Annotated in this window: 25 protein-coding genes and 1 tRNA gene; 10 read left to right on the top strand and 16 right to left on the bottom strand. The window is 67.4% G+C overall.

The genetic code is table 11. The features are described 5' to 3' along the window. Nucleotides 1-100: 100 nt before the first annotated feature. Nucleotides 101-670: a heme ABC exporter ATP-binding protein CcmA gene (gene ccmA, locus ASE13_RS00670; RefSeq protein ID WP_056610180.1), complete on the bottom strand. Its 570-nt coding sequence runs from the start codon at nt 668-670 to the stop codon at nt 101-103. Further along, on the bottom strand, nt 667-1,071 hold the full coding sequence (locus ASE13_RS00665; RefSeq protein WP_156404668.1) for a metallopeptidase family protein: 405 nt from the start codon (nt 1,069-1,071) through the stop codon (nt 667-669). Before ASE13_RS00665 ends, ccmA begins: the two co-directional genes overlap by 4 nt. A 47-nt stretch (nt 1,072-1,118) precedes the next feature. Between ASE13_RS00665 and ASE13_RS00660 the strand changes: the two genes are divergently transcribed. Beyond that, nucleotides 1,119-1,406, top strand: a complete 288-nt coding sequence (locus ASE13_RS00660; RefSeq protein WP_414885203.1) for a 4a-hydroxytetrahydrobiopterin dehydratase — start codon at nt 1,119-1,121, stop codon at nt 1,404-1,406. On the opposite strand, the gene ASE13_RS00655 is transcribed toward ASE13_RS00660, so the two are convergent. Continuing rightward, on the bottom strand, nt 1,403-2,194 hold the full coding sequence (locus ASE13_RS00655) for an SDR family oxidoreductase (RefSeq protein WP_056610170.1): 792 nt from the start codon (nt 2,192-2,194) through the stop codon (nt 1,403-1,405). The two genes, ASE13_RS00660 and ASE13_RS00655, sit on opposite strands and share 4 nt — an antisense overlap. Nucleotides 2,195-2,305: 111 nt before the next feature. Here ASE13_RS00655 and ASE13_RS00650 point away from each other — a divergent pair, with 111 nt between their 5' ends. From ASE13_RS00650 to ASE13_RS00635, 4 genes are read left to right on the top strand one after another with little or no spacing between them, the layout of a single operon-like run. Continuing rightward, a complete protein-coding gene (locus ASE13_RS00650; protein WP_414885200.1) occupies nt 2,306-3,013 on the top strand; it encodes an ATP-binding cassette domain-containing protein in 708 nt (235 codons plus the stop codon). Continuing rightward, nucleotides 3,010-4,533, top strand: coding sequence for an ABC transporter permease/substrate-binding protein (locus ASE13_RS00645; RefSeq protein ID WP_056610164.1), 1,524 nt, complete (start codon nt 3,010-3,012; stop codon nt 4,531-4,533). Before ASE13_RS00650 ends, ASE13_RS00645 begins: the two co-directional genes overlap by 4 nt. 43 nt (nt 4,534-4,576) lie before the next feature. Next, nucleotides 4,577-7,048, top strand: coding sequence for a glycoside hydrolase family 3 protein (locus tag ASE13_RS00640; RefSeq protein WP_056610159.1), 2,472 nt, complete (start codon nt 4,577-4,579; stop codon nt 7,046-7,048). After that, nucleotides 7,045-8,100: an aldose epimerase family protein gene (locus tag ASE13_RS00635; protein WP_056610157.1), complete on the top strand. Its 1,056-nt coding sequence runs from the start codon at nt 7,045-7,047 to the stop codon at nt 8,098-8,100. Before ASE13_RS00640 ends, ASE13_RS00635 begins: the two co-directional genes overlap by 4 nt. 344 nt (nt 8,101-8,444) lie before the next feature. Here ASE13_RS00635 and ASE13_RS00630 read toward each other — a convergent pair whose 3' ends face one another. The 6 genes from ASE13_RS00630 to ASE13_RS00610 form a co-directional block, all read right to left on the bottom strand. Then, nucleotides 8,445-8,867: a nuclear transport factor 2 family protein gene (locus tag ASE13_RS00630; protein ID WP_082596305.1), complete on the bottom strand. Its 423-nt coding sequence runs from the start codon at nt 8,865-8,867 to the stop codon at nt 8,445-8,447. A gap of 275 nt (nt 8,868-9,142) precedes the next feature. Beyond that, nucleotides 9,143-10,717 (bottom strand): aldehyde dehydrogenase (NADP(+)), encoded by a 1,575-nt coding sequence (locus ASE13_RS00625; protein WP_056610154.1) that lies wholly within the window; start codon nt 10,715-10,717, stop codon nt 9,143-9,145. A gap of 92 nt (nt 10,718-10,809) precedes the next feature. Next, the gene (locus ASE13_RS00620) at nt 10,810-11,604 is read right to left on the bottom strand and encodes a FadR/GntR family transcriptional regulator (RefSeq protein WP_082596304.1); all 795 of its coding nucleotides are present in this window, start codon (nt 11,602-11,604) and stop codon (nt 10,810-10,812) included. 68 nt (nt 11,605-11,672) lie between these two features. After that, complete coding sequence (locus tag ASE13_RS20100) at nt 11,673-11,828, bottom strand: hypothetical protein (protein WP_156404667.1); 156 nt, start codon at nt 11,826-11,828, stop codon at nt 11,673-11,675. A 17-nt stretch (nt 11,829-11,845) separates the two neighbouring features. Then, nucleotides 11,846-11,938 (bottom strand) — tRNA-Ser (locus tag ASE13_RS00615). A 116-nt stretch (nt 11,939-12,054) separates the two neighbouring features. Beyond that, on the bottom strand, nt 12,055-12,924 hold the full coding sequence (locus tag ASE13_RS00610) for an oxygenase MpaB family protein (protein ID WP_056610152.1): 870 nt from the start codon (nt 12,922-12,924) through the stop codon (nt 12,055-12,057). Nucleotides 12,925-13,034: 110 nt separating this feature from the next. Between ASE13_RS00610 and ASE13_RS00605 the strand changes: the two genes are divergently transcribed. Together ASE13_RS00605 and ppc are read left to right on the top strand one after the other, a co-directional pair. Then, nucleotides 13,035-13,964: a L,D-transpeptidase family protein gene (locus ASE13_RS00605; RefSeq protein ID WP_156404666.1), complete on the top strand. Its 930-nt coding sequence runs from the start codon at nt 13,035-13,037 to the stop codon at nt 13,962-13,964. A gap of 33 nt (nt 13,965-13,997) precedes the next feature. Beyond that, on the top strand, nt 13,998-16,670 hold the full coding sequence (gene ppc / locus ASE13_RS00600; protein ID WP_056610147.1) for a phosphoenolpyruvate carboxylase: 2,673 nt from the start codon (nt 13,998-14,000) through the stop codon (nt 16,668-16,670). Between the two features lie 83 nt (nt 16,671-16,753). Here ppc and ASE13_RS00595 read toward each other — a convergent pair whose 3' ends face one another. From ASE13_RS00595 to ASE13_RS00570, 6 genes are all read right to left on the bottom strand, one after another. Next, nucleotides 16,754-17,146 carry an acyl-CoA thioesterase gene (locus ASE13_RS00595; RefSeq protein WP_056610143.1) on the bottom strand — a complete coding sequence of 131 codons (393 nt, stop codon included), beginning with the start codon at nt 17,144-17,146 and terminating at the stop codon, nt 16,754-16,756. A gap of 49 nt (nt 17,147-17,195) precedes the next feature. Next, nucleotides 17,196-18,068 carry an MliC family protein gene (locus ASE13_RS00590; RefSeq protein ID WP_162254656.1) on the bottom strand — a complete coding sequence of 291 codons (873 nt, stop codon included), beginning with the start codon at nt 18,066-18,068 and terminating at the stop codon, nt 17,196-17,198. A 56-nt stretch (nt 18,069-18,124) separates the two neighbouring features. Then, a complete protein-coding gene (locus tag ASE13_RS00585; protein WP_056610141.1) occupies nt 18,125-18,529 on the bottom strand; it encodes an ExbD/TolR family protein in 405 nt (134 codons plus the stop codon). Nucleotides 18,530-18,733: 204 nt separating this feature from the next. Then, entirely contained in the window at nt 18,734-19,327 is a 594-nt protein-coding gene (locus ASE13_RS00580; RefSeq protein WP_056614436.1) for a YdeI/OmpD-associated family protein, read from the bottom strand. Nucleotides 19,328-19,386: 59 nt separating this feature from the next. Continuing rightward, on the bottom strand, nt 19,387-19,737 hold the full coding sequence (locus ASE13_RS00575; protein WP_056610138.1) for a hypothetical protein: 351 nt from the start codon (nt 19,735-19,737) through the stop codon (nt 19,387-19,389). A gap of 97 nt (nt 19,738-19,834) precedes the next feature. Next, nucleotides 19,835-21,070 (bottom strand): multidrug effflux MFS transporter, encoded by a 1,236-nt coding sequence (locus ASE13_RS00570; RefSeq protein ID WP_056610133.1) that lies wholly within the window; start codon nt 21,068-21,070, stop codon nt 19,835-19,837. Between the two features lie 106 nt (nt 21,071-21,176). Here ASE13_RS00570 and ASE13_RS00565 point away from each other — a divergent pair, with 106 nt between their 5' ends. Both ASE13_RS00565 and ASE13_RS00560 read left to right on the top strand, forming a co-directional pair. Then, nucleotides 21,177-21,680, top strand: a complete 504-nt coding sequence (locus ASE13_RS00565; protein ID WP_056610131.1) for a hypothetical protein — start codon at nt 21,177-21,179, stop codon at nt 21,678-21,680. A gap of 80 nt (nt 21,681-21,760) precedes the next feature. Next, nucleotides 21,761-22,711, top strand: a complete 951-nt coding sequence (locus ASE13_RS00560) for an isopenicillin N synthase family dioxygenase (RefSeq protein ID WP_056610129.1) — start codon at nt 21,761-21,763, stop codon at nt 22,709-22,711. Between the two features lie 3 nt (nt 22,712-22,714). Here ASE13_RS00560 and ASE13_RS00555 read toward each other — a convergent pair whose 3' ends face one another. Then, complete coding sequence (locus ASE13_RS00555; protein ID WP_056610127.1) at nt 22,715-23,335, bottom strand: hypothetical protein; 621 nt, start codon at nt 23,333-23,335, stop codon at nt 22,715-22,717. Nucleotides 23,336-23,444: 109 nt separating this feature from the next. On the opposite strand from ASE13_RS00555, the gene ASE13_RS00550 reads away from it, so the two are divergent. Continuing rightward, complete coding sequence (locus ASE13_RS00550; protein ID WP_056610125.1) at nt 23,445-24,743, top strand: homoserine dehydrogenase; 1,299 nt, start codon at nt 23,445-23,447, stop codon at nt 24,741-24,743. Nucleotides 24,744-24,876 lie beyond the last annotated feature (133 nt).

Below are 24,876 nucleotides of genomic sequence, written 5' to 3'. Positions count from 1 at the left end.
TCACCCCGTTCACCCTGAGCTTGTCGAAGGGCTGTCCTTACTTCCTCGCGAGGAAAGGACGGTGCTTCGACAAGCGCAGCACGAACGTGAGAGGGTGCCGTCATAGCCGTAGCTCCCGGGCATCCGGCAATGCGATCGGCAGGTGTGTCGCGACCAACGCGATACCGCCGCTGCCACGATGCGCGGCGATCAGCGCCTCCAGCGTCCGCACCGATTCCGCATCGAGCCCGTTGGCGGGTTCGTCGAGCAGCCAGACCGGCGCACCGCTCGCCACCACCCGCGCCAGCGCCGCGCGTCGCCGCTGCCCGGTCGACAGCAGCCGCACCGGGACCTGCGCGAGATCGCCGAGGCCGACCGCCGCGAGCGCATTGTCGACTGCGGCAGGTCGCCCGTCGATCCGCGCCCAGAAGCGCAGCGCTGCCGCGACGCTCAACTCCGGATCGAGCGCGGCCGTCTCCGCCAGCAGCGCACGCGCGCCTTCGCCCTCCACGCGCCCGGCAGCGGCCGGGAGCAGCCCGGCGGCGATGCGGATCAAGCTCGATTTGCCGGCGCCGTTGGGGCCGCTCACCAGCGCCGCGTCGCCGGGCGCCAGCGTGAAGCTCAGCCCTTCGAACAGCATATTGCCGCCGCGGATGCAGGTGACATGGGCGAAGGACAGGCCGGCACTCACCCGGCGGCGTCTTCCAGCGCGTGCATGTCGTCGTCGGACAGCCCGAAATGGTGCCCCACCTCGTGCACCACGATGTGCGCCACCAACGCCTGCAGCGTCACCCCGGTATCGCACCATTCGTCGAGGATCGGGCGGCGATAGAGATGGATGCGATCGGGCAAGCCTCCAGAATCGAACGCGGATTTCTCGCCCACGGGTCGCCCGTGATAGAGGCCGGTCAGGTCGAACGGATCCTCGATCCCCATCGCGTCCAATGTCTCGTCGTCGGCGAATTCCTCGACGATCAACACCACGTCGGCGAGATGCGTCTGGAACGGCTCGGGGATGCGCGCGAGCGCTTCGCGGGCCAGCGCCTCGATCGTTGCCGCGCTCGGCGCGTGGGAAGGCGCTTGCCCGCTCATCCGCGAACCCATAGGCCGAGCGGCGAAGGCTGGGCAAGGAGGCGATCATGGTGGCGCGACTGACCGAAGGGCACAGGAACGAATCGCTCGCCGCGATTCCCGACTGGACGTACGACGAAGCCCGCGACGCGATCACGCGCCGCTTCACCTTCGACGACTTCAACCAGGCGTTCGGCTTCATGACCCGCATCGCGCTGATCGCCGAAAAGGCCGATCATCATCCCGAATGGTCGAACGTGTGGAACCGGGTCGACATATTGCTCACCACGCATGACGCCGACGGGCTCTCGCAGCGCGACATCGCGATGGCGCACGCGATCGACGCCTTGCTCTAGGCGATCGCGCCGCGGCGCATCTGTTTGCGGAGCGCGCCCGGCATCCAGCGCGCGGCGAAAGCGAGTCGGCGCGCGGTCTTGCCGATGATGACGTGCACCTTGTCGCGCTCGATCCCGTTCCAGATCTCTTCCGCGGCCTGTTCGAGCGGCGTGAATTCGAGGCCCGCCGCCCGCACTGCATCGCGCGCGGTACGGTTGGTCCCCGCGACGTTCGAATCAAGCAGGGGCGTATCGATGAAGCTCGGCATCACCACCCGGACCCTGATCCCGTCGAGCGCCCATTCGGCATCGAGCGCTTCCGACAGGCCACGCACGCCGAACTTCACCGCGGCGTACAGCGCGAGTCCGCTCGATCCGTAGATCGCCGCGGCGGAGGCCGTGTTGACGAGGCTCGAACCCGGCGTCGCCTTGAGGAAGGGATATGCCGCCCGCGCGCCGTTGATCACGCCGACCAGATTGATGCCGACGATCCGGTCGATCTCGTCGTCGGTGGCATAAGCGAGCGGCCCGCCCACCGCGATGCCGGCATTGTTGAAGAGGATGTCGAGCCGCCCGCCGCTCGCCGCCGCGAAGGCGACCAGCGCCTCGCGCCATTGGTCCCGGTCGCGCACGTCCATGACATAAGTGTTGGCCATGCCGGGGGGCAGCATCGCCCTGGTCGCCTCGAGCCCGGCGGCGTTGACGTCGGCCAGCCCGACGCGCCAGCCGCGCGCGGCGAACAGCTTCGCGACCGCCTGCCCGATCCCCGATCCGCCGCCGGTAATGAAGATCGCCTTCTCGCCCGCCATCCGCCCCTCCCATTCTTTTGACCTTTGCGACTTCATCCCGCACAACCGCCGGCGATGCCAGAGCAATCGCGCAGCGTTACCTTCAAAAATGTCAGTAAGGTCTATGCTGGCATGAAGGCCGTGGATGGCGTGTCGCTGGAGATTGCAGGCGGCAGCTTCGTGGCGCTGGTCGGTACGTCAGGCTCGGGCAAGTCGACCTTGCTCAAGACGATCAACCGGCTGATCGAGCCGAGCGAAGGCGAAGTGCGGATCCATGGTGAGCCGGTGGCTGCGGAGCCCGCGCATCTGCTGCGCCGCCGGATCGGCTATGTCTTCCAGAATATCGGGCTCTTTCCGCACATGAATGTGGGCGAGAATGTCGCGATCGGCCTCAGGCTGGCGGGCCGGAGCGATACGAAGGACCGGGTGGCGGAATTGCTCGAACTGGTCGAGCTCGCGCCGGAGCTGGCCGGGCGCATGCCCGACGCGCTGTCGGGCGGACAGCGCCAGCGCGTCGGCGTCGCCCGCGCGCTCGCCTGCGGGCCCGGGCTGCTGCTGATGGACGAGCCGTTCGGCGCGCTCGATCCGGTCACCCGCGACGGACTCGGCAAGGCGATCCGCGCGCTGCACGACAGGATGGGTCTCACCACGATCCTCGTCACCCACGACATGGCCGAGGCATTGCTCCTCGCCGATCGCGTATTGGTGATGGAGGCCGGCCGGATCGTCGCGGATTCCACCCCGCGCGACTTGCTCGCGGGCAAGGCAGGCGCCGCCGCGGACGCCCTGGTCGCAGTGCCGCGCGAACAGGCGCATCGGCTGGCGGAGCTGGAGAAGTGACCGCCGCCTTCGCGCGCGTGCCCGAACTGCTCGCGCAGCATCTGCTGCTCGCTTTCTCGGCGTTGCTGCTCGGGCTGGTCGTCAGCCTGCCGCTCGCCGTACTGTCGTCGCGCAACAAGACTGTCGGGCGCATCGCACTCGGTTTCGCCAGCCTTGTCCAGACGATCCCGAGCCTCGCGCTGCTCGCGCTCTTCTATCCGATCCTGTTGTGGCTCTCGGCGCTGGTCGGCGGCGGCATTCCGGCGCTGGGGTTCCTGCCCTCGCTGCTCGCATTGTCGCTCTACGCGCTGTTGCCGATCCTGCGGAACGGCGTGACCGGCCTCGCCAATCTCGATCCCGCAGTGATCGAGGCGGCCGACGGCATGGGGATGACGCGTAACCAAAGGCTGTGGCTGGTCGAGGCGCCGCTGGTCGCACCGATGCTGATGGCCGGCATCCGCACCGCCGCGGTGTGGACGATCGGCGCGGCGACGCTGTCGACAACGGTGGGCCAGCCGAGCCTCGGCGACCTGATCTTCGCCGGGCTCCAGACCCAGAACTGGACGCTCGTCCTCGCCGGCTGCGCCGCCGCCGCCGGTCTCGCACTGGCAGTCGACGCCCTGCTCGGGCTCGCCGAAGTCGGCATCGCGTGGCGTCGGCGCGGGCTGGTCTGGGCGAGCCTTGCGGCATTGCTCGTCGCGGCGGCGGTCGCGCTGGCGCCGGCGTGGCCGGCGGCGCGGGGCACCGTGACCATCGGCGCCAAGGGCTTTTCCGAGCAATATATCCTCGCCCGGCTGATCGGGCACCGGCTCGAGGCGGCGGGCTACAAGGTGCGCTACCGCGAAGGCCTCGGCTCGGCAGTGGCGTTCGGCGCGCTCGCGAGCGGCGATGTCGATGTCTATGTCGATTATTCGGGGACGATCTGGGCCAACCAGATGAAGCGCACCGACGTGCCGCCCCGCGCGGCGATCGTCGACGGCGTCGCGGCCTGGGCGAAGGCGAACCACGGCGTCACGCTGCTCGGGTCGCTCGGCTTCGAGAATGCCTATGCCTTTGCGATGCGCGGGGAGGATGCGAAGCGGCGCGGGATCGCCAGCCTGAACGACCTCGCGGGCCAAGCCGACGACCTCGATTTCGCCACCGACGTCGAATTTCTCGAACGGCCGGAATGGGCGGCGGTGCGCCGCGCTTATGGCCTGAACTTCAAATCGGCGCACCCGTACCAACCGACCTTCATGTACCGTGCGCTGGCGAGCGGCGAGGCCGATATCATCTCCGCTTTCTCCTCCGACGGCCGCATCGCCGCCGACAAGCTCACAGTGCTCACCGATCCCAAGGGAGCGATTCCCGGTTATGACGCGATCCTGCTGCTCGCCCCGCGCCGCGCCGGCGATGCGCGCTTCCATGCGGCACTGCGCCCGCTGATCGGCGCGATTCCAGTGGAGAAGATGCGCGAGGCCAATTATCTGGTCGATCGGGATACCGACAAGCAGAGCCCCGACGCCGCCGCACGATGGCTGGGGCGTGGACTCGGGCACTGAATCCGCGTTATCGCTAACTCAAAGAACAAGAGGGAGAGTTGAGATGCGGCCTGGAACGAAGCTGTTGCTTGCGACCACGATTCTGTGGGCCGTGCCGGCTGTTGCGCAGCAAGCGCCGACAGCGTTGTCAGGTGGGCCGACCGTCGCCCACCCCGCAAAATGGCCGAAAGCCGCCAGTGAAGGCCTGGTCGATCCCCAAACCGAGAAGTTCGTCTCGAGCCTGATGGCCAAGATGACGCTCGAGGAAAAAGTCGGGCAGATGATCCAAGGCGATATCGGCAGCGTGAAGCCCGAGGATCTGCGTAAATATCCGCTCGGCTCGATCCTCGCCGGCGGCAATTCGCCGCCGCTCTCGGGCAATGACCGCTCCGGACAGGGCGATTGGGTCGCCACCGCCCGCGCCTTCCGCGCCGTGGCGATGGAGCCGCATCAGCGCCACGCCCCGATCCCGCTGATCTTCGGAGTCGACGCCGTCCACGGCAACAACAACGTCATCGGCGCGACGATCTTCCCGCACAATATCGGCCTCGGCGCCGCCAACGATCCAGCGCTGATCCGCCGCATCGGCGCTGCCACCGCCGAGGAGACCGCCGCCACCGGCCCCGACTGGGCATTCGGCCCGACGCTCGCCGTGCCGCAGGACGACCGCTGGGGCCGCAGCTATGAAGGCTATTCGGAGGATCCGGCGATCGTCCGCTCCTATGCCGGCGAGATGGTGCGCGGACTGCAGGGCGAGCCGGGCACCACCAACCGCATCCAGAAGGGCAAGGTCGCGTCCTCGGCCAAGCACTTCCTCGGCGACGGCGGCACCTTCAACGGCGTCGATCAGGGCGATACGCGCGTCAGCGAAGACGAACTGATCGCGATCCACGACGCCGGCTACCCGCCCGCAGTCGACGCCGGCACGCTCACCGTGATGGCATCGTACAACAGCTGGAACGGCGCGAAGATGCACGGCAACAAGTCGCTGCTCACCGGCGTGCTCAAGGGCCGGATGGGCTTTCAGGGCTTCATCGTCGGCGACTGGAACGGCCATGGCCAGATCCCCGGCTGCACGCCGACCGACTGCGCCGCCACGTTCAACGCCGGGCTCGACATGGCAATGGCGCCGGACAGCTGGAAGGGCCTGTTCGATTCGACGGTCAAGCACGTCAAGGACGGCACGATTCCGATGGCGCGGGTCGACGATGCGGTCCGCCGCATCCTGCGCGTCAAGGCCAAGCTGGGCCTGTTCGATCCGGCGCGGCCGATCGAGGGCAAGGCCGGCGTGCTCGGCGCGCCCGAGCACCGCGCGATCGCACGCGAGGCGGCCGCCAAGTCGCTGGTGCTGCTCAAGAACAATGGCGTGCTGCCGGTCAAGGCGAGCGCCAGGGTGCTCGTCACCGGTCCCGGCGCCGATTCGATGGGGATGCAGACCGGCGGCTGGACGCTGAGCTGGCAAGGCGACGGCAATGCCAACGACCTGTTCCCCAATGGCGAGACGATCTTCGCGGGTGTGAAGAAGGCAGTCGAGGCCGCGGGCGGCACGGCGACCCTCTCGGAAGACGGGGCCTTCACCGCGAAACCCGACGTGGCGATCGTCGTATTCGGCGAGCAGCCTTATGCCGAGATGCGCGGCGACATCCGCACGCTCGAATTCCAGCCGGGCGACAAGCAGGCGCTGGGACTGCTCAAGAAGCTCAAGAGCGCCGGCGTGCCGGTGGTCTCGGTGTTCCTCTCGGGCCGCCCACTCTGGACCAATCCCGAGATCAACGCCTCGGACGCGTTCGTCGCCGCATGGCTGCCGGGCAGCGAAGGCGGCGGCGTGGCCGACGTGCTGGTAGGCGATGCCGCGGGCAAGCCGCGCACCGATTTCAAGGGTCGCCTGTCGTTCAGCTGGCCGAAGACGGCGGGCCAGTTCGCGAACAACAAGGGCAAGCCGAGCTATGATCCGCTGTTCGCGCTGGGTTACGGCCTGACCTATGCCAAAGGCGGCAATGTGCCGGCGCTGAGCGAGGAAGCGGGCCTCGATCCGTCGCTCGGCAACACCAGCACCTATTTCGCCAAGGGCGTCACGCCCGCGCCCTTCTCGTTCGCGACCGACAGTCGGATCACCCGGAAGACGGTGGACGGGCCGCAGACGCAGGAAGGCGCGCAGCAGCTCGTCTGGCCGAACGGCCCCGCGACGTTGCGGATCGGCGGGAGCGAGCTCGACCTCAGCCGCGAGGCGAATGGCGATCTGTCGCTGCAGATCAGCTACCGTGTCGATCGCGCGCCGGCGGGCAAGGTGCAGCTTTCGATGGAAGGCGGCGCTAACAAGGGAGCGATCGACGCGACCAGCCTGTTCTCCGGCCAGGCGGGCACGTGGCGCACCGCGAAGGTGTTCCTCAAATGCTATCAGCAGAACGGCGTGGATCTGACCAAGGTCAATGCGCCGCTGGTGCTGGCGGCATCGGGCCCGTTCGGGCTCAGCATCGCCGATGTGCGGATCGTTTCCGATCCCAACAACTCGATCTGTCCCGGTGCCAAGCCGTGAACAAGGACGCGGCGATCGAGACGATCGTGATCGCGCGGGACGGGGTTCGCGCCGAGCTCTTGACGCTTGGCGCAACCTTGCGCCGGCTCGAAGTGCCCGGAGGCGACGGCAAACCCGCCAATATCGTGCTCGGCTATCGCGACCTTGCCGAATATCGGGCGCATCCGCGCTTCTACGGCGTGGTTGCCGGCCGCTATGCCAACCGGATCGGCGGCGCGCGGTTCAGTCTCGACGGCACCGAATATCGGCTGCCGGCGAATGACGGGGCGAACAACCTGCACTCAGGGCCGGGCGGATTCGACGTTCAGGACTGGAAAGTCGCTGTGCGCGACGCGCATTCGGTGATCTTCACTTTGCTGAGCCCGCATCTGGATCGCGGCTTTCCCGGCAACCTGCACGTCCAGGTGCGATACGCGATCGAGGCGGGCGGGCTCACAGTCAGCTTCCACGCCACCACCGACCATGCGACGGTCGTCAACCTGACCCACCACGCCTATTTCAATCTCGCGGGCGAAAGCAGCGGGACGACGATCCTCGATCATGTCCTGCAGATCCCCGCGAGTCAGATCACGCCCACCGACGCGGCGCTGATCCCCACCGGCGAATTCAGGCCGGTCGAAGGCACGCCGTTCGATTTCCGCACGCCCAAGCCGGTCGGCCGCGACATCGAGGCGGCCGATACGCAGCTCAAGCTCGGCGGCGGCTATGACCATAATTTCGTGCTGGACGGCGCTGCCGGCAGGATCCGCCGCATCGCGACCTTGTTCGATCCGAAATCGGGCCGGGTGATGGACGTGCATTCGACCGAGCCGGGCGTGCAATTCTACACCGGCAACCATCTCGCGAACGGAGCGCCCGGCACCGGCGGCGGCGTCTATCCGGCGCGGGGCGGTCTCTGCCTCGAACCGCAGAAATTCCCCGACAGCCCCAACAAGCCCAACTTCCCCTCGGCACGGCTCGATCCGGGTCAGGAATATCGGCACGACATGGCATTCCGGTTCCGCACCGCCAAGGATGCGGCCGGGGCGTTTGGAAAGGTCAGGAACGCATAACTTCCACCACTCGTCACCCCGGGGCTCGGTCTGGGATCCACTGTGCAGGTCCAGTTGCTCTCCAGCGGCCTGGGGACCCCGCACAAGGCCGGGGTGACGAAGAAGGGGATCGTCAGATCAAGGGCCGCTTACGGCCCAATTGCGGACATCGTTTCTTCCCTCTCCCCTTGTGGGAGAGGGAGGGAGCCGACTTTAGTCGGCGGAAGGGTGAGGGGGAATGAGACTCAGTCCCCCTCACCCTTCCCACTCGCTTTGCGAGCGGGCCCCTTCCCTCTCCCACAAGGGGAGAGGGAAATTTAGTCCGTTAACCACCAATAGCCGACATTCGCGTGAGCACTTCGGCCCTACGGCGTTTTCCGTTCCACATTGAAGATCTTGTTGACGATCCGCCACTCGCCGTCCGCCTTCACCAGCGAGAGATAGTCGGTGAACTTCACGCTCGGATAATCGAGCACGACCTTGGCCATCGCGGCATTGCCGGTGACGTCGAGGCTCTCGATCGAGCGGCGGCGCTGTGCCTCGTCGGGTGCGGGCTTGCCGGACGCGCCGGCGATATAGTCGGCGCTGGTCCGCTCGGCGAAGGCGCCGTCGCGGTTCCAGTAGAGCATTGCCTTGGAATGGAAGGCGGCGCGGAACTCGTCGGGGCTGCCGGTGGCGTGGCCGGCGAGATAATGGTTCACTGCGGCACGCGCGCCGGCCTCGTTCTTTTCCTGCGCAAAGGCGGGCGCGGCGATCGTCAGTGCGGCAAGCAGCAATAGGCTACGCATAAGCTGGACTCCTCCCGATTGAGGAGTCCAGCCTAAGGCGTGTGAATTTCAGCGCAACGTCGGGCGGGCCGAACGTCGCGCCGGTGGGACGAACGTCAGGTCGGATCGAAGCCGTGAGCGGGCTATCAGCATTCCTCCCTCGCGCAGCGGGGGAGGGGGACCAGCGAAGCTGGTGGAGGGGGCGCTTCCGCAAGCGACGTCGCTCGCGGGCAGGCCCCCTCCGTCACGCTGCGCGTGCCACCTCCCCCGCTTGCGCGAGGGAGGATTTTCACGCTTTACAGTGTCGGCTTGCCGTCGATGCGGCGGGGAATGCCCGCATCGCCGTCGCGCAACTCGGCGGGGAGCAGGGCCGCGGGAAGGTCCTGATAGGCCACCGGGCGCAGGAAGCGATCGATCGCCAGCGTGCCGACCGACGTGCTGCGTCCGTCCGAAGTCGACGGGAAGGGCCCGCCATGGACCTGCGCGTCGGTCACTTCGACGCCGGTCGGCCAGCCATTGGCGAGGATGCGGCCCGCGAGCCGCTCGAGCACCGGCAGCAGCTGCTGCGCGAGCGCGGTATCCTCGTCGGTCAGGTGCAGCGTCGCGGTGAGCTGGCCCTCGAGCAGGCCGATCACCTGGATCAGCTCGTCAACGCTTGCGCAGCGCACCAGTAGCGAAGCGGCGCCGAACACTTCCTCGGCATGGCTCGGATCGGCGATGAAGTCGGCGCCGGTCATCGTGAACAGCGCCCCGCGGCCCGAGGTCGGCCCCGCCGGCTCCTGGCCCTGCGCGACCAGCTTGAGCGCCGGTGCCGAGGCCCAGCGCGCGACGCCGCTCTCATAGGCCTTGTGGATGCCCGGGGTGAGCATCACCTGCGACGGCGCGCCGCACATCGCGTCCGATGCCGCGGTGACGAAACGGTCGAGATCCGGACCTTCGAGCGCGAGCACGAGGCCGGGATTCGTGCAGAACTGGCCCGCGCCCATCGTCAGCGAGGCGATGAAGCCGGTGCCCAGCGCCTCGGCCTTGGCCGCCAGCGCGCCCGGCAGCAGGAAGACCGGGTTGATGCTGCTCATCTCGGCATAAACCGGGATCGGCACCGGACGGCTCTGCGCGAGCTTCATCAGCGCCGTGCCGCCGCCGCGCGAGCCGGTGAAGCCCACTGCCTTGATCCGCGGATCGGTGACCAGCGCCGAGCCGACCGAATTGCCCGCGCCGTTGATCAGCGAGAACACGCCCTCCGGCATGCCGGTCCGCTGCGCCGCGCGGGTAATCGCGCCGGCGACCAGCTCGGAAGTGCCGGGATGCGCCGAATGGCCCTTGACGATCACCGGGCAGCCGGCCGCGAGCGCCGCGGCGGTGTCGCCGCCGGCGACCGAGAAAGCGAGCGGGAAGTTGCTCGCGCCGAAGACCGTGACCGGGCCCAGCGGCACCATGCGCAGCCGCAGGTCGGGCTTGGGTGCCGGCGCGCGATCGGGAATGGCGTGATCGATGCGCGCGCGCAGATAGTCGCCGAGCCGCAGCTCCTTCGCGAACAGGCGGAGCTGGCCGGCGGTGCGGCCCCGCTCGCCGGTCAACCGCGCCTGGGGCAGGCCGCTTTCCTGCATCGCGCGCTCGACCAGTTCGTCGCCCAGCGCCTCGATCTCCTCGGCGATCGCTTCGAGGAACTTGGCGCGCTCCTCGCGCGGCAGGCTCGAATAGATCGGGAAGGCGGCCTCGGCGGCGGCGGCGGCGGTCTCGACATCGTCCGTCGTGGCGATGCTGAAGCTCGGCTCGATCTCGGTGCCGGTCGCGGCGGCAACCGCCTTGAAGCCAGGGCCGTCCCGACGCACGCGCTTCGAAGCGACGAACAATTCCCCAGTCAGGGCCATGCGAACTCTCCCGATATCAAAATGAAGTTAGCGGTAACAATGCTTCGGGGGCGACTTAGGCATCGCGGACCCGCGGTTCAATCCCGAACGCGTCAGCAGCACACGGCAATCGGGCGGGCGGCGCCCGGATCGCGCGCCTCCATCGTGTCGGAGAAGCCGCGATCGACCAGACGGGCCATTGCGTCGTGTGCGCCCTCGGCGTCCTGCGCCGCGATCGCTTCATACACTGCGAGGTGGACCGGCAGCGCGTCGTGTGGCGCCGGCAGCCGGTGTTGCTTGAACGCAGTGGTGATCGCGATCGCCGCGGCGACGCCACTGGTCAGCGAGACGATGAAGTCGTTCGCCGAGGCCTCGAGCAAGGCCGAGTGGAACTCCTCGTCGCAGCGCCGGCCGATCTCGGTGGCGAAGCCGTGCTGTGCGACGCCGTCGAGCCCGGCCTTCATCCGGGCGAGCTGCTCGGGGGTGCGGCGCGTGGCGGCGAGGCGCGCGGCATCGGGCTCGACGATGCGGCGCAGTTCGAACAGACTGGCGATCAGGCGCTCGTCGGGCTCGCCGACGAATATCCAGCTCAGTACGTCGGGATCGAGCAGATGCCACTCGCGGCGCGGACTCACCTGGGTGCCGATCTTGGGACGCGAATTGACGAGGCCCTTGGCGGCGAGGATGCGGATCGCCTCGCGATAGGCAGTGCGCGAGACGTTGAACTGCACGCTCGCCGCGATCTCGCCGTCGAGTATCTGGCCGGGCTGGAGCACGCCCGAGACGATGCGGATCCCCAGCTCGCGTGCCACGGTGCCGTGCAGCCGCAGCGAGCGCGGCCGCGGCGGGCGCCGGCGCACGCGCTTCGGCTTCGCATCGGGCTGGGATAGGGGCTGCGCGGTGGCCATCGGCTCCTGGCTGAGGTGCTGGCCGGAACGGAAATCGTCCGGCCGATGAGAAATGCTGGCTGCGGTCTTTAGCCCCATTTGGCCGCAACCGGAAGGAGATCGATCGAGCCGTACAGGTTGGACCGGCTCGAATAGTTGCGATCCCGCAGGGCATCGAGCGCGTTGGCGAAACCGCCCACCAGCTCGCCGGCATTGCGCAGACAATCGAAGTGCTTCGAATACATTTTCAGCGTCAAGGCACTGGCGGAGACGGAGGGATTCGAACCCTCGGTACGAGTAATCCCCGTACGGCGGTTTAGCAAACCGCTGGTTTCAGCCACTCACCCACGTCTCCGGAAAGGGCCCCGAACCCGAGGCCTATAGCGAGGGTCTTTTGGTCGATCAACGGCAGAACCGCATTGGCGTGAAATCGATTCCCGTCGGGGTGCAGCGCTATGGGCGATCGTGCCGTTATTTCCCGGAAAGCCGGGCCTGGCCGAATGCCCAGCGCAAGGTGCCGGCGACACTGCGCGTGCCCATCCGCACCGCCGGCGTCGCAAGCCCGGCCCCCTGCAGCCCGTGCATCGCGCGTGCCCAATCCGGCAGCAGGTCCACGGCGGCGGCGAAGGTCAGCGCCTGAAAAGGCTTCACCGCGAGGCTCGGCGCGGGCTGATCGAGCACCATCCGCGCGACTTCGCGTGTCCGCGCATCGGCTATCAGTTCGCCGCGCATTCCGGCGATCAGCGCATTGGCTTCGATGCGGCTGCGCGGGATCGGATCGGCACCCAGCGCCTCGGCGATGCGCGCGAAGTCGGCGAAATAGCGGTCCTGATCGGCAAGCGGCATGTTCGGCTCGGCATAACGAATCCACGCTTCGAGAAAGCTCACCGCCTCGGTCACGTGCACCCAGGCGAGCAGTCGCGGATCGTCCGCCGCATAAGGCGTGCCGTCGGGCAGAATGCCCTTCACGCGCGTGTGCACGTCGCGCACCTTCTCGATCATCGCCTCGGCCTCTTGCGCCGAACCATAGGTCGTGACGGCGATGAACCGCGCGGTGCGGCGCAGGCGCCCGAGCATGTCGCCGCGGAAGCTCGAATGATCCCAGACGCCCGCGAGCACCGCCGGGTGGAGCATCTGGAGCAGCAACGCCGCGACTCCGCCCACCATCATCGTGGTGACGTCGCCATGCACCCGCCACACCACCGATCGCGGCCCGAACAGGCTCTCCTCGGGCTTGCGCTGGACCGGCTTCTCGCCTCTCGACTGATCGTTGAACACCGCGCGCACCTGCCCGATCAAGGCGCGCCTGAGTGTGCGGGCTACGGGGAGGCCTGGTGTCATCGGCTCCCAAGCTAGGGGTTCGCGGCGCCGCCGCAACCCGCCCGCGCGCAGTTCCGTCCCGGCGCTTTCGCTGATAGGCTAGCATTAACCATATCGGGGGACTCGCGGACTTGCCGAACTTCGGACCCGCCTGCGCATTGCTGCTCGCCGCGACACTGCTCGCTACGGCCGGACGCGCCGTCGGCACCGATCCCGCGATCGAGAGCCTTCCGCAGCGCGCTTTCGAAGGCGTGGATCCGATGCTGGTGGTCGTCGACCTCGCGAGCCAGCGCCTCGTCGCCTATCGCGGCGGCGAACCGGTCGCGACCTCCCCCGTCTCCACCGGCAGAGCGGGTTACGGCACTCCGCGCGGTGTGTTCACCATCCTTCAGAAAAAGAGCTTCCACCGCTCGAATCTCTACAGCGACGCGCCGATGCCGTTCATGCAGCGACTCACCTGGAGCGGCGTGGCGCTGCACGCCGGCACCCTTCCCGGCTACCCCGCCTCGCACGGCTGCATCCGGCTGCCGCACGATTTCGCGCGGAAGCTATTCCGCGAGACGCGCACGGGAATGACGGTGATGGTGGTCGGCGGCCGATCCGCCGTGCGGGCCCGCCCGATGCCCGGGCCGGCCTGGTGGCGGCCCGGCCTCGCCACGCGCGGACCGGTGACGATCGTGGTCAGCGGCGCGGACCGGCGGATGATCGTGCTGCGCGACGGCGTGCAGATCGGCTCGGCACCCGCAGCATTCGACGGGGTTGTCGAGCGCCCCCAAGCCTATGTGCTGCGCGCGGACACCGGCTGGACCCGCATCACGCTGCCGGGCGAACGCGTGATGCCGCGCATCCCCTTCGCGGTTGCCGATGGCGGCGATTCGCAAGCGAGCGACCCGTTCCAGCGCGGGCTCGCCACTTTGGTCGGACCCGGCGCTACGATGGTGGTCGTGCCCGAAAGCCTTGCCTCGGGGGTCGGCGCATTGCCCCCGCCGCGCCAGTTGTTCGGCGACGAGGAGATGATCGACCAATGGCTTGCCGATGAGGGGTTAAGCGGAGGGCGTTGACCGCGCGCCTTTTGCAGTGCAGCAACCGCTGCCATGGCTAGCCTGGCGATCGCAAACAACCCGGACATCCGCTTCCTGGGTCGGCTCCTCGGCGACGTGATCCGCGCTTATGGCGGCGAGGAGCTGTTCAAGCGGATCGAATATATCCGTGCCACCTCGGTCGACCGCCACCGTGGCGTCGCCGGCGCAGGCGCGATCGATTCGGGACTCGATCGGCTGACGCTCGACGAGACGCTCGATTTCGTCCGCGGCTTCATGCTCTTCTCGATGCTCGCCAACCTTGCCGAGGACCGGCAGGGCGTCGAGACCGAGCCGCATGCCGACATCGCCTCGGCGCTCGCGCGATTGAAGGAACACGGCATCAGGCACGACGCCGTGATGGCGCTCCTCGATCACGCTTTGGTCGCCCCGGTGCTGACCGCGCACCCGACCGAAGTGCGCCGCAAGTCGATGATCGACCACAAGAACCGGATCGCCGAGCTGATGTCGCTCAAGGATCTCGGGATCGAGGAGACCGAGGACGGTGACAAGGTCGATGAGGCGATACTGCGCCAGATCGCCTTGCTCTGGCAGACGCGCGTGCTGCGCCGTGAGAAGCTCGGCGTCGCCGACGAAGTTGAAACCGCGCTCTCCTATCTGCGCGACGTGTTCCTGCCGGTGCTCCCGGCGCTCTACGCCCGCTGGGATCGCGCGCTCGGCGAACGCGCGCCGAGTTTCCTGCGCGCCGGAAGCTGGATCGGCGGCGATCGCGACGGCAATCCGTTCGTCACTGCCGATTCGATGAAGCTCGCGCTCGCGCGTTCGGCCGAGGCGGTGCTCGCTTATTATATGGATGCGGTCCACGCGCTCGGCGCCGAGCTGTCGATCTCGACCGAGCATGCCAGCGTCAGCGAAGCGGTGCTCAAGCTTGCCGAAGCGAGCCACGACACCGGCCGCAGCCGCGAGGATGAACCTTATCGCCGCGCGCTCACCGGGATCTATGCGCGGCTCTCGGCGACTCACGAGAAGCTCACCGGCAAGCGCCCCGGCCGCCCGGCGCCGCTTCAGGGCGAATCCTATGCCGAACCTGCGCAGCTTCGCGAGGAGCTCGCAGCGATCGCCCGCGGGCTCGCGGCGGAGGGCGCCGGCCCGCTCGCCAGCGGCGGCGCGCTCGGCCGGCTGATCCGCGCGGTCGAGACCTTCGGCTTCCATCTCGCCACGCTCGACATGCGCCAGAACAGCGCAGTCCACGAACGCGTGATCGCCGAATTGCTCAAGGCCGGCGGCGTCTGCGACGATTATGCCGCGCTCGACGAGGATGCGCGCATCGCATTGCTCCGCCGCGAGTTGGAAAGCGTGCGGCCGCTGACCAGCCCCTATGCCGACTATTCGGAAGAGACCGCCTCCGAGCTGGCGATCGTCCGCGCCGCGGCAGAGGCGCACGCCAGATATGGGCGCGAATGCATCACGCATTACATCGTCTCGATGGCGCAGTCGGTGTCGGACCTGCTCGAGGTCCATGTGCTGCTCAAGGAAGCCGGGCTCTATATCCCCGGCGAACGGCCGCAGGCGCATATCATGGCAATCCCCTTGTTCGAGACGATCGCCGATCTCGAAGGCGCGCCGGCGATCATGGAAGCCTGGCTGAGCCTTCCTGAAGTCGCGGCGATCGCCGCCGGGCGCGGCCATCAGGAAGTGATGATCGGCTATTCCGATTCGAACAAGGACGGCGGGTATCTCACTTCGACCTGGCAGCTTTCGCGCGGCTCGACTGCGTTGAAGCCGGTATTCGAAAAGGCCGATCTCGCGATGCAGCTGTTCCATGGCCGCGGCGGTGCGGTCGGGCGCGGCGGCGGATCGAGCTTCTCGGCGATCCTCGCCCAGCCGCCCGGCACGGTGCAGGGTCGGATCCGCATCACCGAGCAGGGCGAAGTGATCGCGGCGAAGTACGGCACGCGGGCGAGTGCCATGACCAATCTCGAGGCGATGGCGTCGGCCACCCTGCTCGCCAGCCTCGAACCCGAGCAGCTCGCGCCCGCCGATGCCGAGCGCTTCGCCGCGGCGATGGATCAGCTCTCGGATACTGCGTTCAAGGCCTATCGCGGGCTGGTCTACGGGACCGACGGCTTCACCACCTTCTTCCGCCAGGCGACCCCAATCGCCGAGATCGCCGGCCTCAAGATCGGCTCSCGCCCCGCGAGCCGCAAGAAATCGGACGCGATCGAGGATCTGCGCGCGATCCCCTGGGTATTCAGCTGGGCGCAGGCTCGGGTGATGCTGCCGGGCTGGTACGGGGTCGGCGCGGCGATCGAGGCGTTCGAGGACAAGGGCCTACTGCGCGAGATGGCCACGGGCTGGCCGCTCTTCGCCGCGACGCTGGCGAACATGGAGATGGTGCTCGCCAAGTCGGACATGGACGTGGCCCGGCATTATGCCGCCCTTGTCGAGGACAAGGCACTGCGCGACGGGATCTTCGGCCGCATCCGCGACGGCTGGAAGGCCACGCATGACGGGCTGCTGACAGTGACTCGCCAGACGCGATTGCTCGAAAAGCACCCCGGCCTCGAAACCTCGATCCGGCTGCGTACGCCCTATATCGAGCCGCTGAACCTGCTCCAGATCGAACTGCTCAAGCGCCACCGCGCTGGCGAGGAGGACGCCCGGATCGGCGAAGGCATTTTGCTCTCGATCAATGCCATCGCGACGGCGCTGCGGAACAGCGGCTAGTTCGTCATCCCGGCGAAAGCCGGGACCTCAGGCGTCAAGCGAACCGCACGCGGCATGAGATCCCGGCTTTCGCCGGGATGACGTCACGCCAAAAACGGCGCCGCCACTTCCGGCGGCACGCGCACCAGCCGGCCGGTGGAGCGGTCGAGGATCGCCCAGGTCGTCTTCGCCTCCACGCGCACCTTCCCATCGGCGCCGGTGAACTTCATGTACCGGTTGAACCGCGCGCCCTTCGGCGGTTCGTCGACCCAGGTTTCGGCAGTCACGGTCTCGCCTGCGGAGACATTGCCGCGATAATCGATCTCATGCCGCGTGATCACCCAGATATACGCTTGGTGATGCTCGGGAGCGGCGATCGCGTGCCAATGCGCCACTGCGACGTCCTGGATCCACTTGACCCAGACCGCATTGTTGACGTGGCCGAGAATGTCGATGTCCTCGGGGCCCGCGGTGATCGTGGTGCTGTAGGGCGTCATGGCCGACCCTTAGCGCAACTGACGGCCGAAGGTCAGCCTCAGGCTCCGCTCAACGAATGACCGTGCATGCGATCGGTGGCTGGCCAGGTGCGGTGAAGGTCATGTCGTCGCCCTTGCCGCGGAGTTCGTACCCCTTGGCGGTGTAGCCAATCCCCGAAGCGACGCGCTGGCCCCGCAGCGTCGCGAGCGCCGTGCCGCCGCGCGAGATAGTGACTCGGTCATTGTCGGGATCGAAGCGCGCGACGAGGCGCGATCCGTCCATGCAGCGATAGCGTGCGGTCGAGCGATTATCCTCGGTCGGCACCGACGAAGGCGTCGCCTCGCCCGGGCCGGGTTTGATGTCGGTGCTGCGGATGCGCCAACGGCGCTGCTCCGCCGTCGCGCCATCGATGTCGCCGGCGCGGTGCAGCGTCACCGATCCGCGCATGTTGAACGGCCGCGCGCCCTGCTTCAGCCGGCCATAGACTTGCACTGGCACCGTCACGTAGCGCTGTCCCGCGCCCGCATCGATCCTGCCCGGCGCACCGATATTGGCATGAAATTCGGAATAGCGGGCGAAGCTCGCCGCAAACGCGCCGGCGTCCGTCCCGGCCGCGCCCGGCTCCCACAGCCGATACGCCTGACCATATTTCCCCTGCTCCAGCAGCGCATAATAGGTCTGCACGACATTGGCCGCGCCTTGTGCGCTGTCCTCGGTGAACGGCGCCTCGCTGATCGGCGTGGTGTAGTTGTCGAGTCCGCCCGGCTCTCCGGGGGCAGCGGGATTGAGCGGCGCGGGCGTCGCCGCCACCGGCGGGGACGTGGGGCTCGGCGCAGCTTCGTCCGGAAGTTCCGCGACATCCTTCGCGGGCACCGCAACATTCTCCGCGGGTTGGGAAGAGCAGGCGGCAAGCGTCAGAAGCAACGGCAGGGACAGGCGCATGAACATGATCCGTGTTAGCGGCGGGCGACGAACGCGCCCGCTGCCGCGCCAGTTCCTCAATCCGGGAAAGGACGGTTCCCGATAAAGCCGAGCCGATCGACGCCGGCACGCTTCACTACCGCAAGAACGCTGTCGAACCGGTCGTAGCGCGCGTCGGGATCGGTGTTCATGTGAAGCACCGCCGCGGTATCGCGCTGCATCGCCTCCAGCAAAGCCGGCAGCTCGGTATCGGTGATACGGCGGCCGTCCCAGAACAGCGTGCCGCCGCGGTCGATCGCCAGCTGATGCGGCCGCTCGATTCCGGGATCGCCACCAGTGGGCAAATCGATCGGCACCTTGTGCGTCGCGATGGGGACGCTAAGGATCATCACGATCAGCAGCACCAGCATCACGTCGATGAACGGCGTGACGTTGATAGCGCTGAACGGAACGGGCTCGGGGACACGCGCGGCCTTGACCATGACACCTCTCCTCATCGTTGATGATGTAACATATCGTCTCAAGGAGGGGCCGCAATAGTTCTTTCAAATCCTCCCTTGCGCAGCGGGGGAGGTGGCGCCGAAGGCGACGGAGGGGCCTCTCCACAGGCGGATCGCTCGCGGCCAAGCCCCCTCCACCACTTCGTGGTCCCCCTCCCCCGCTGCGCGAGGGAGGATTTTAGACCGTCAGCAATTCTCGTATTTCCAGTTGCGCCGTTTGCCCTCGCGTATCCAGTCGACTGCTTCGGCGACGCGCTTAGCCTTCGTCTCCGGCCGCTTGGCCTCGGCGATCCATTCGCAATATTCGCGGCGGCATCCGGGCGGAAAGCCGGTGAAGGTCTCCGCCGCCTTCGCATCGCCTGCGAGCGCCTCGGCAAGCTCGGCCGGCACTTCGGCCTCGGGCTTGGGCGCCTTCGCCGCGCGCACCGGCTTCTGCCCGGCATCGATCCGCGCGACCGCGTCGCGGACCTGCGTTTCGAATATCTCCGCCGAAGGCAAGTCGTCGAGGCTCTCGATCCGGCCATATTGCCCCATCGCCTCGCCTTCCTTGCCCGTCGCCAGCGCCTGACGATCCCAGAAGCCGAAGGTCGCATGCACCTTGAACGCGGCCATGTTGGCCACCGGCTTGCCCTTGTAGGTGAAGGCCGGCATCGACCATTTGATCGACTCCTCGACCTCCGGACAGGCGGCATGGACGCGCTCGCGCATCCAGCCGAGGATCGGCTGAGCGAACTCCGCCCTGCCGGCGATATAGGTATCGACCCGCGTGTCCCGCGGCATGGCGCCTCTCCGATTGATCGGCGGCATGCTGGGTTCCCGCCGCCGCACCGTCAAGCGGGTCAGGGTTCGAGCGCGATATCGTCGCCGTCGCCGAGTTCCTCGTCCAGGTCCTCGGCATCGACATCCTCGTCATCGAGATCATCTTGAATCTCGTCCTCGCGGATATCCTCCTCATCCTGGTCGAGATCATCGTCCTCCTCGCCGAGCTCGTCGTCGATCATGTCGAGCTCGTCGGTATCGTCCTCATCGCCGTCGTCGCCGAGGTCGATCGGGATGTCGGTCAGGATGTTGCCGTCGCTGGGCGCGTCGTTGGTCACCTCGATGATCTCGGCGCGCTGGCTTTCGTCATAGCCGTCCTCGTCGAAGCCGTCGTCGTTGGGGCCCTGTGCCGGAACCTGATGACCACCCATCGCTTGTCCTCTTCGCTTCGGGGACATGGGAACGTCCCCCATCACCGGTCGAACGGGGATCATGCCACATCCGTTCCGTGATCGCGGAAGGAACCGTTCAGCTCGGGCGGAAAAGCCGGCCCTTCTCGGCGATCGCGATCGCGACGAAGGCGAGCACGCCCAGCACGAGAAAACCCAAATAGAGCGGCACGGTGGTGCCGTCGAACGACTGGCCGATCTGCGCGCCGATCAGTGCCCCGCCCAAGGTCGCGACGAAGCCCTGCAGGCTCGAGGCGGTCCCGGCGATCTCGCCCATCCGCTCCATTGCCATCGCCGAGAAATTCGAGGTGGCGAGACCGAAGCTCGCCATCATCAGCGCCTGGAGGATCGCGAAGGTCCAGAGGTTCTCATGCCCCGAAAGGGCGATGGCAAGATGGATCGCGGCGAACAGGATCAGCGCCGAAAGCGCGGTGTGCGAGATCCGCCGCGTGCCGATCTTCATCACGATCCGCGAATTGAGGAATGATCCGATCGCCATCGTGCTGGCGACCGTGGCGAAGACGATGGTGAGCAATTCGGGCCGGCCGAACACCACTTCCATGATCTGCTGCACCGAGCCGATGAACCCGAACAGCCCGCCCGAAAGCAATGCCGTGGCGATCGTATAGCCCACCGCGTGACGGTCGCGCAGCACCAGCCCGTAATCGGCGAGAATCCGGCTCGGCTGGAGGCTCTGGCGCGAATCCGGGTTGAGCGTCTCGGGCATGCGCAGCCAGAACCACGCCACCACCAGCGCCGAGACCGCGCCGACGCCCCAGAAGATCATCCGCCACGATCCCCCTGCCGCGAGCACGCCTTGGCCGAAAGCGGGCGCGAAGATCGGCGCGGCCATGAAGACGATGAAGGCGAGGCTCATCACCCGCGCCATCGCTCGCCCGGCGAAGCAATCGCGCACCAGCGCCACCGTCACCACGCGCGCGCCCGCCGCGGAAGCGCCCATCGCCGCGCGCGCGATCAGCAGCAGGACGAAGCTGCCCGAGATCGCCGCGAGCGCGCTGGTGAGCACATAGCTGGTCAGTGCGATGATCAGCACCGGCCGTCGCCCGAACCGGTCCGAGAGCGGACCATAGACCAATTGCGCGAATGCGAAGCCGAGCAGGAACGCAGTGATCACGAACTGGCGGTGGTTGGGCTCGGCCACGCCGAGGCTGTCGCCGATCGCCGGAAGCGCCGGCAGCATCGAATCGATGCCGAGCGCGGTCAGCGCCATCATCGATGCGATCAGCGCCACGAACTCGCCGAACCGGAGCGGCGCGCGATTGGCGGATTCGGTGGAGAGATGCGGCTCGGACATGGCTGGAGCCAATGGCGGATCGCCGCGCAGGCGTCACCCCCTTGTTGACGCTCGCACGGTCGATCCCTAGTGTATTGTGACAATAATACGCATGCGGAGATCCGGAATGCATCGTGCCTTGCTGCTGCTGACGCTTCTGCCTCTCGCCGCCTGTGACGGATCGGGTACGGGCACCAGCTTCTCGATCAACGCCACCTCCGACGAGGACGGCAATTCCACGATCACCACCGACAGCAACGGCCAGATGGCGATCAAGGCTCCCGGCTTCGAAGGCGCGATCAAACTGCCCAAATTCCACGTCAACGCCGAGAATTTCGATTTCAACGGCGTCAAGCTCTACCCCAATTCGCAGGTCAGTGCGCTCAACGTCGATGCCGAGGACAACAAGACCGGCGAGGACAAGGGCAAGGTCCGCGTCGCATTCGAAAGCCCGGCGGCACTGGCGCAGGTGCAAGGCTGGTTCCGCGACAAGATGACTGCGCGCGGCTTCAAGATCGAAGCCGATGGCAGCGGGCTCAAGGGCACCACCGACGACGGCGACCCCTTCAGGCTCGTGCTCGGCGCCGATGGCGACCGGAAGACCAAGGGCAAGCTCGAGATCGGCAGCTGAGCCTTTGATGGATAGCAAGGCGGACCCGCTTGTTCCGCAGCGGGTTGCGGGTCTAGGTGGAGCATAACCCGGAGACTCGCATGCTCGACACTCTCGCTGAAATCCCGGCGCTTTCACTCGCCGATCAGCAATCCGATCCCGACGGCTTCGCTCAGGAGTTCGGCCGTTCCTTCCAGCGCTTCGGCTTCGCCGTGGTGCGCGATCACGGCATCCCCGCCGATCTGATCGAGCGCGCCTGGGCGATGACCAAGGCATTCTTCGACCTGCCCGAGGCGGAAAAGCGCAGCTATTTCGTCGAGGGCGGGGGCGGCGCCCGCGGCTACACCCCGTTCAAGACCGAGATCGCCAAGGGCGCGACTCATGTCGACCTCAAGGAATTCTGGCATGTCGGCCGCGAGCTGGCGCGCGACCACCGCTTCGCCGAGCAGATGCCGGCGAACATCTGGCCCAACCGGCCCGAAGGTTTCCGCGAGACCTTTCTCGAGCTGTTCCAGGCGTTCGACGATGCCGGCGACAAATTGCTATCCGCGATCGCACACTATCTGGGGCTGGCGCCGAACTGGTTCGATCCGGCCGTCAGGGACGGCAATTCGGTACTGCGCCTGCTCCATTATCCGCCGGTCGACGCGAATGCGCCCGAAGTCCGCGCCGGCGCGCATGAGGACATCAACCTGATCACCCTGCTGCTCGGCGCCGAGGAGGCCGGGCTCGAATTGCTCGACCGCGACGGCAAGTGGCTGCCGGTCAAGCCTCCCGAAGGCGCGATGGTGGTCAATGTCGGCGACATGCTCCAGCGCCTGACCAACCATGTCCTGCCCTCGACCACGCACCGTGTGGTCAATCCGCCGCCCGAGCGCCGCGGCCATTCGCGCTATTCGATGCCCTTCTTCCTGCATCCCGCGCCCGATTTCCTGATCGAGACCCTGCCCGGCTGCATCAGCGCGGAGCGGCCCAACCGCTATCCCGAACCGATCAGCTCGCACGATTATCTCCACGAACGGCTGGTCGAGATCGGGCTGATCAAAAAGTAGGTGCTACAGCCCTTTGCGCCCGAAACCAGGGCGCTCGGTTGTGCGCGGCGCGGCCACCAGCGAGTCCCGCCGCTCGGCGAGATAGCGCGCCATGATCGCATCCGCATCGAAGCCGGGGTTGGCCGGCTCGCTTGGCGCGGGCGCGGCACCGCGTAGCGGCGCCGAGGTGGCGGCTGGCGTCGAAACATCACGCGCTGCACTGAGCGCGGCGGCAAAGGCTTCGGCGGCCTTTCTCCCGCCCGTGACATTGCCGAGCGTGATCGCGAGCTTGCGCACCCCGGTCATACGGGCGAACAGGCCATCGTTCTCCTGCGCCCGGAACGAAAAGATCATGTGGCGGCTCGTCGGGATGAAATTGACCCAGAGCGTCCGCTTCTCGATGCCGATCAGGTCGGCGATGCGCGCCGTCCTGCTGCCGATGCGGACATGCGCCCCTTCGATCCGCGCGACGACACGCGTAGGCAACTGCCAGCCGAGGAACGGTGATCCCAGGATCACCAGCGGGTACAGGCGATCGCCGAACAAAGGCGCGCCGAACAGGCCGGTGGTGATCATCGGCCACACCACGAGGGCGAGTCCCAAGGCGAGCAGCGCGTTGTGCCAGCGTGCGGATCTGAGTTCCATGCAGCGAGCCTCCCGGCCCCCAATAACCCAGGCGGCTTAACGCAATCTCTACCGCGGGGCAGATTTGCTTGGCTTGCGGCGCGGGGGGAAGTTCCTCTAGGCGAGGCGCATGCCTGAAACACCGCCTCTCCACATCGCACTCGCCGGCCTCGGCACCGTAGGCGCGGGCGTGATTCGCCTGCTCGACGCCAATGGCGAGCTGATCGCCCGGCGCGCGGGGCGGCCGATCGTGGTGACGGCGGTCTCGGCGCGCGACCGCACCAAGGACCGCGGCGTCGATATCGGCCGCTTCGAGTGGATCGACGATCCCGCCGAGCTGGCGCGGCATCCGGAAGCCGATGTGGTGGTCGAACTGGTCGGCGGCTCGGACGGCCCTGCCCTCGCGCTCGCCCGCGCGACGCTCGCGGCGGGCAAGAGCCTCGTCACCGCCAACAAGGCGATGATCGCGCATCACGGACTCGAGCTCGCGCGCGCCGCCGAAGGGGCGAACCTCGCGCTCAAGTTCGAAGCCGCAGTCGCAGGCGGCGTACCGGTGATCAAGGGCCTGCGCGAAGGCGCCGCCGCGAACGTGATCGCCCGCGTCTACGGCATCCTCAACGGCACCTGCAATTTCATCCTCTCCAAGATGGAGGCCGAAGGCCGCGACTTCGCCGAGATCCTCAGCGAAGCCCAGGCGCTTGGCTATGCCGAAGCCGATCCCAGCTTCGACATCGACGGCGTCGATGCCGCGCACAAGCTCTCGATCCTCGCCAGCGTCGCGTTCGGCACGCAGCCCGCCTTCGACGATGTCGCGATCACCGGCGTGCGCCACATCCTCGCCGCCGATATCGCCGAGGCCGCGGCGCTCGGCTATCGCGTCCGCCTGCTCGGTGTGGCGGATGCGGGGCCGCACGGGCTGTTCCAGCGCGTCCACCCGCACCTCGTCCCGCTCAGCCATCCGCTCGCGCACGTCATCGGCTCGACCAACGCCGTCGTCGCCGAGGGCAATTTCGTCGGCCGCCTGCTGTTCCAGGGCGCCGGCGCCGGCGACGGGCCGACCGCTTCGGCCGTTGTCGCCGATCTGATCGACATCGCCCGCGGCGAATTCGGCCATCCTTATGCGATGCCCGCCGATGCGCTCGCCGCGCAGCACGCCGCCGAAAGCGGCGATCGTCGCGCCCGCGCTTATGTGCGCCTGACGGTCGCCGACAAGGTCGGCGTGCTCGCCGAGATCGCCGCGGCGATGCGCGATGCCGGCGTGTCGATCGAGAGCCTGATCCAGCGCGGCGCCAATCCCGACGGCAGCGTCCTCGTCGCGATCGTCACCCATGAAGGCCCCGAGCGCAGCGTCGCGCAGGCGCTCGAGAAACTGCGCGGATCGCAGAGCCTCGTCGGCGAGCCGATGTGGATGCACATCCTCGGCGAATAGGTCGGCTCCAAATCCCCTACGGTTGCGACGAAGCGAGGCTGCCGCACGGTTGTGTTGAAAGCGCGCTGCGCCTGACAGCGCTAGCAGCCTCGACAGTGCAATATGCACCCCCTATCGCCAGCTCAGTTCTGTA

The sequence above is a fragment of the Sphingomonas sp. Root241 genome (assembly GCF_001428865.1).
Classification (GTDB): domain Bacteria; phylum Pseudomonadota; class Alphaproteobacteria; order Sphingomonadales; family Sphingomonadaceae; genus Sphingomonas.
This window is presented reverse-complemented; position numbering and strand designations above follow the sequence as displayed.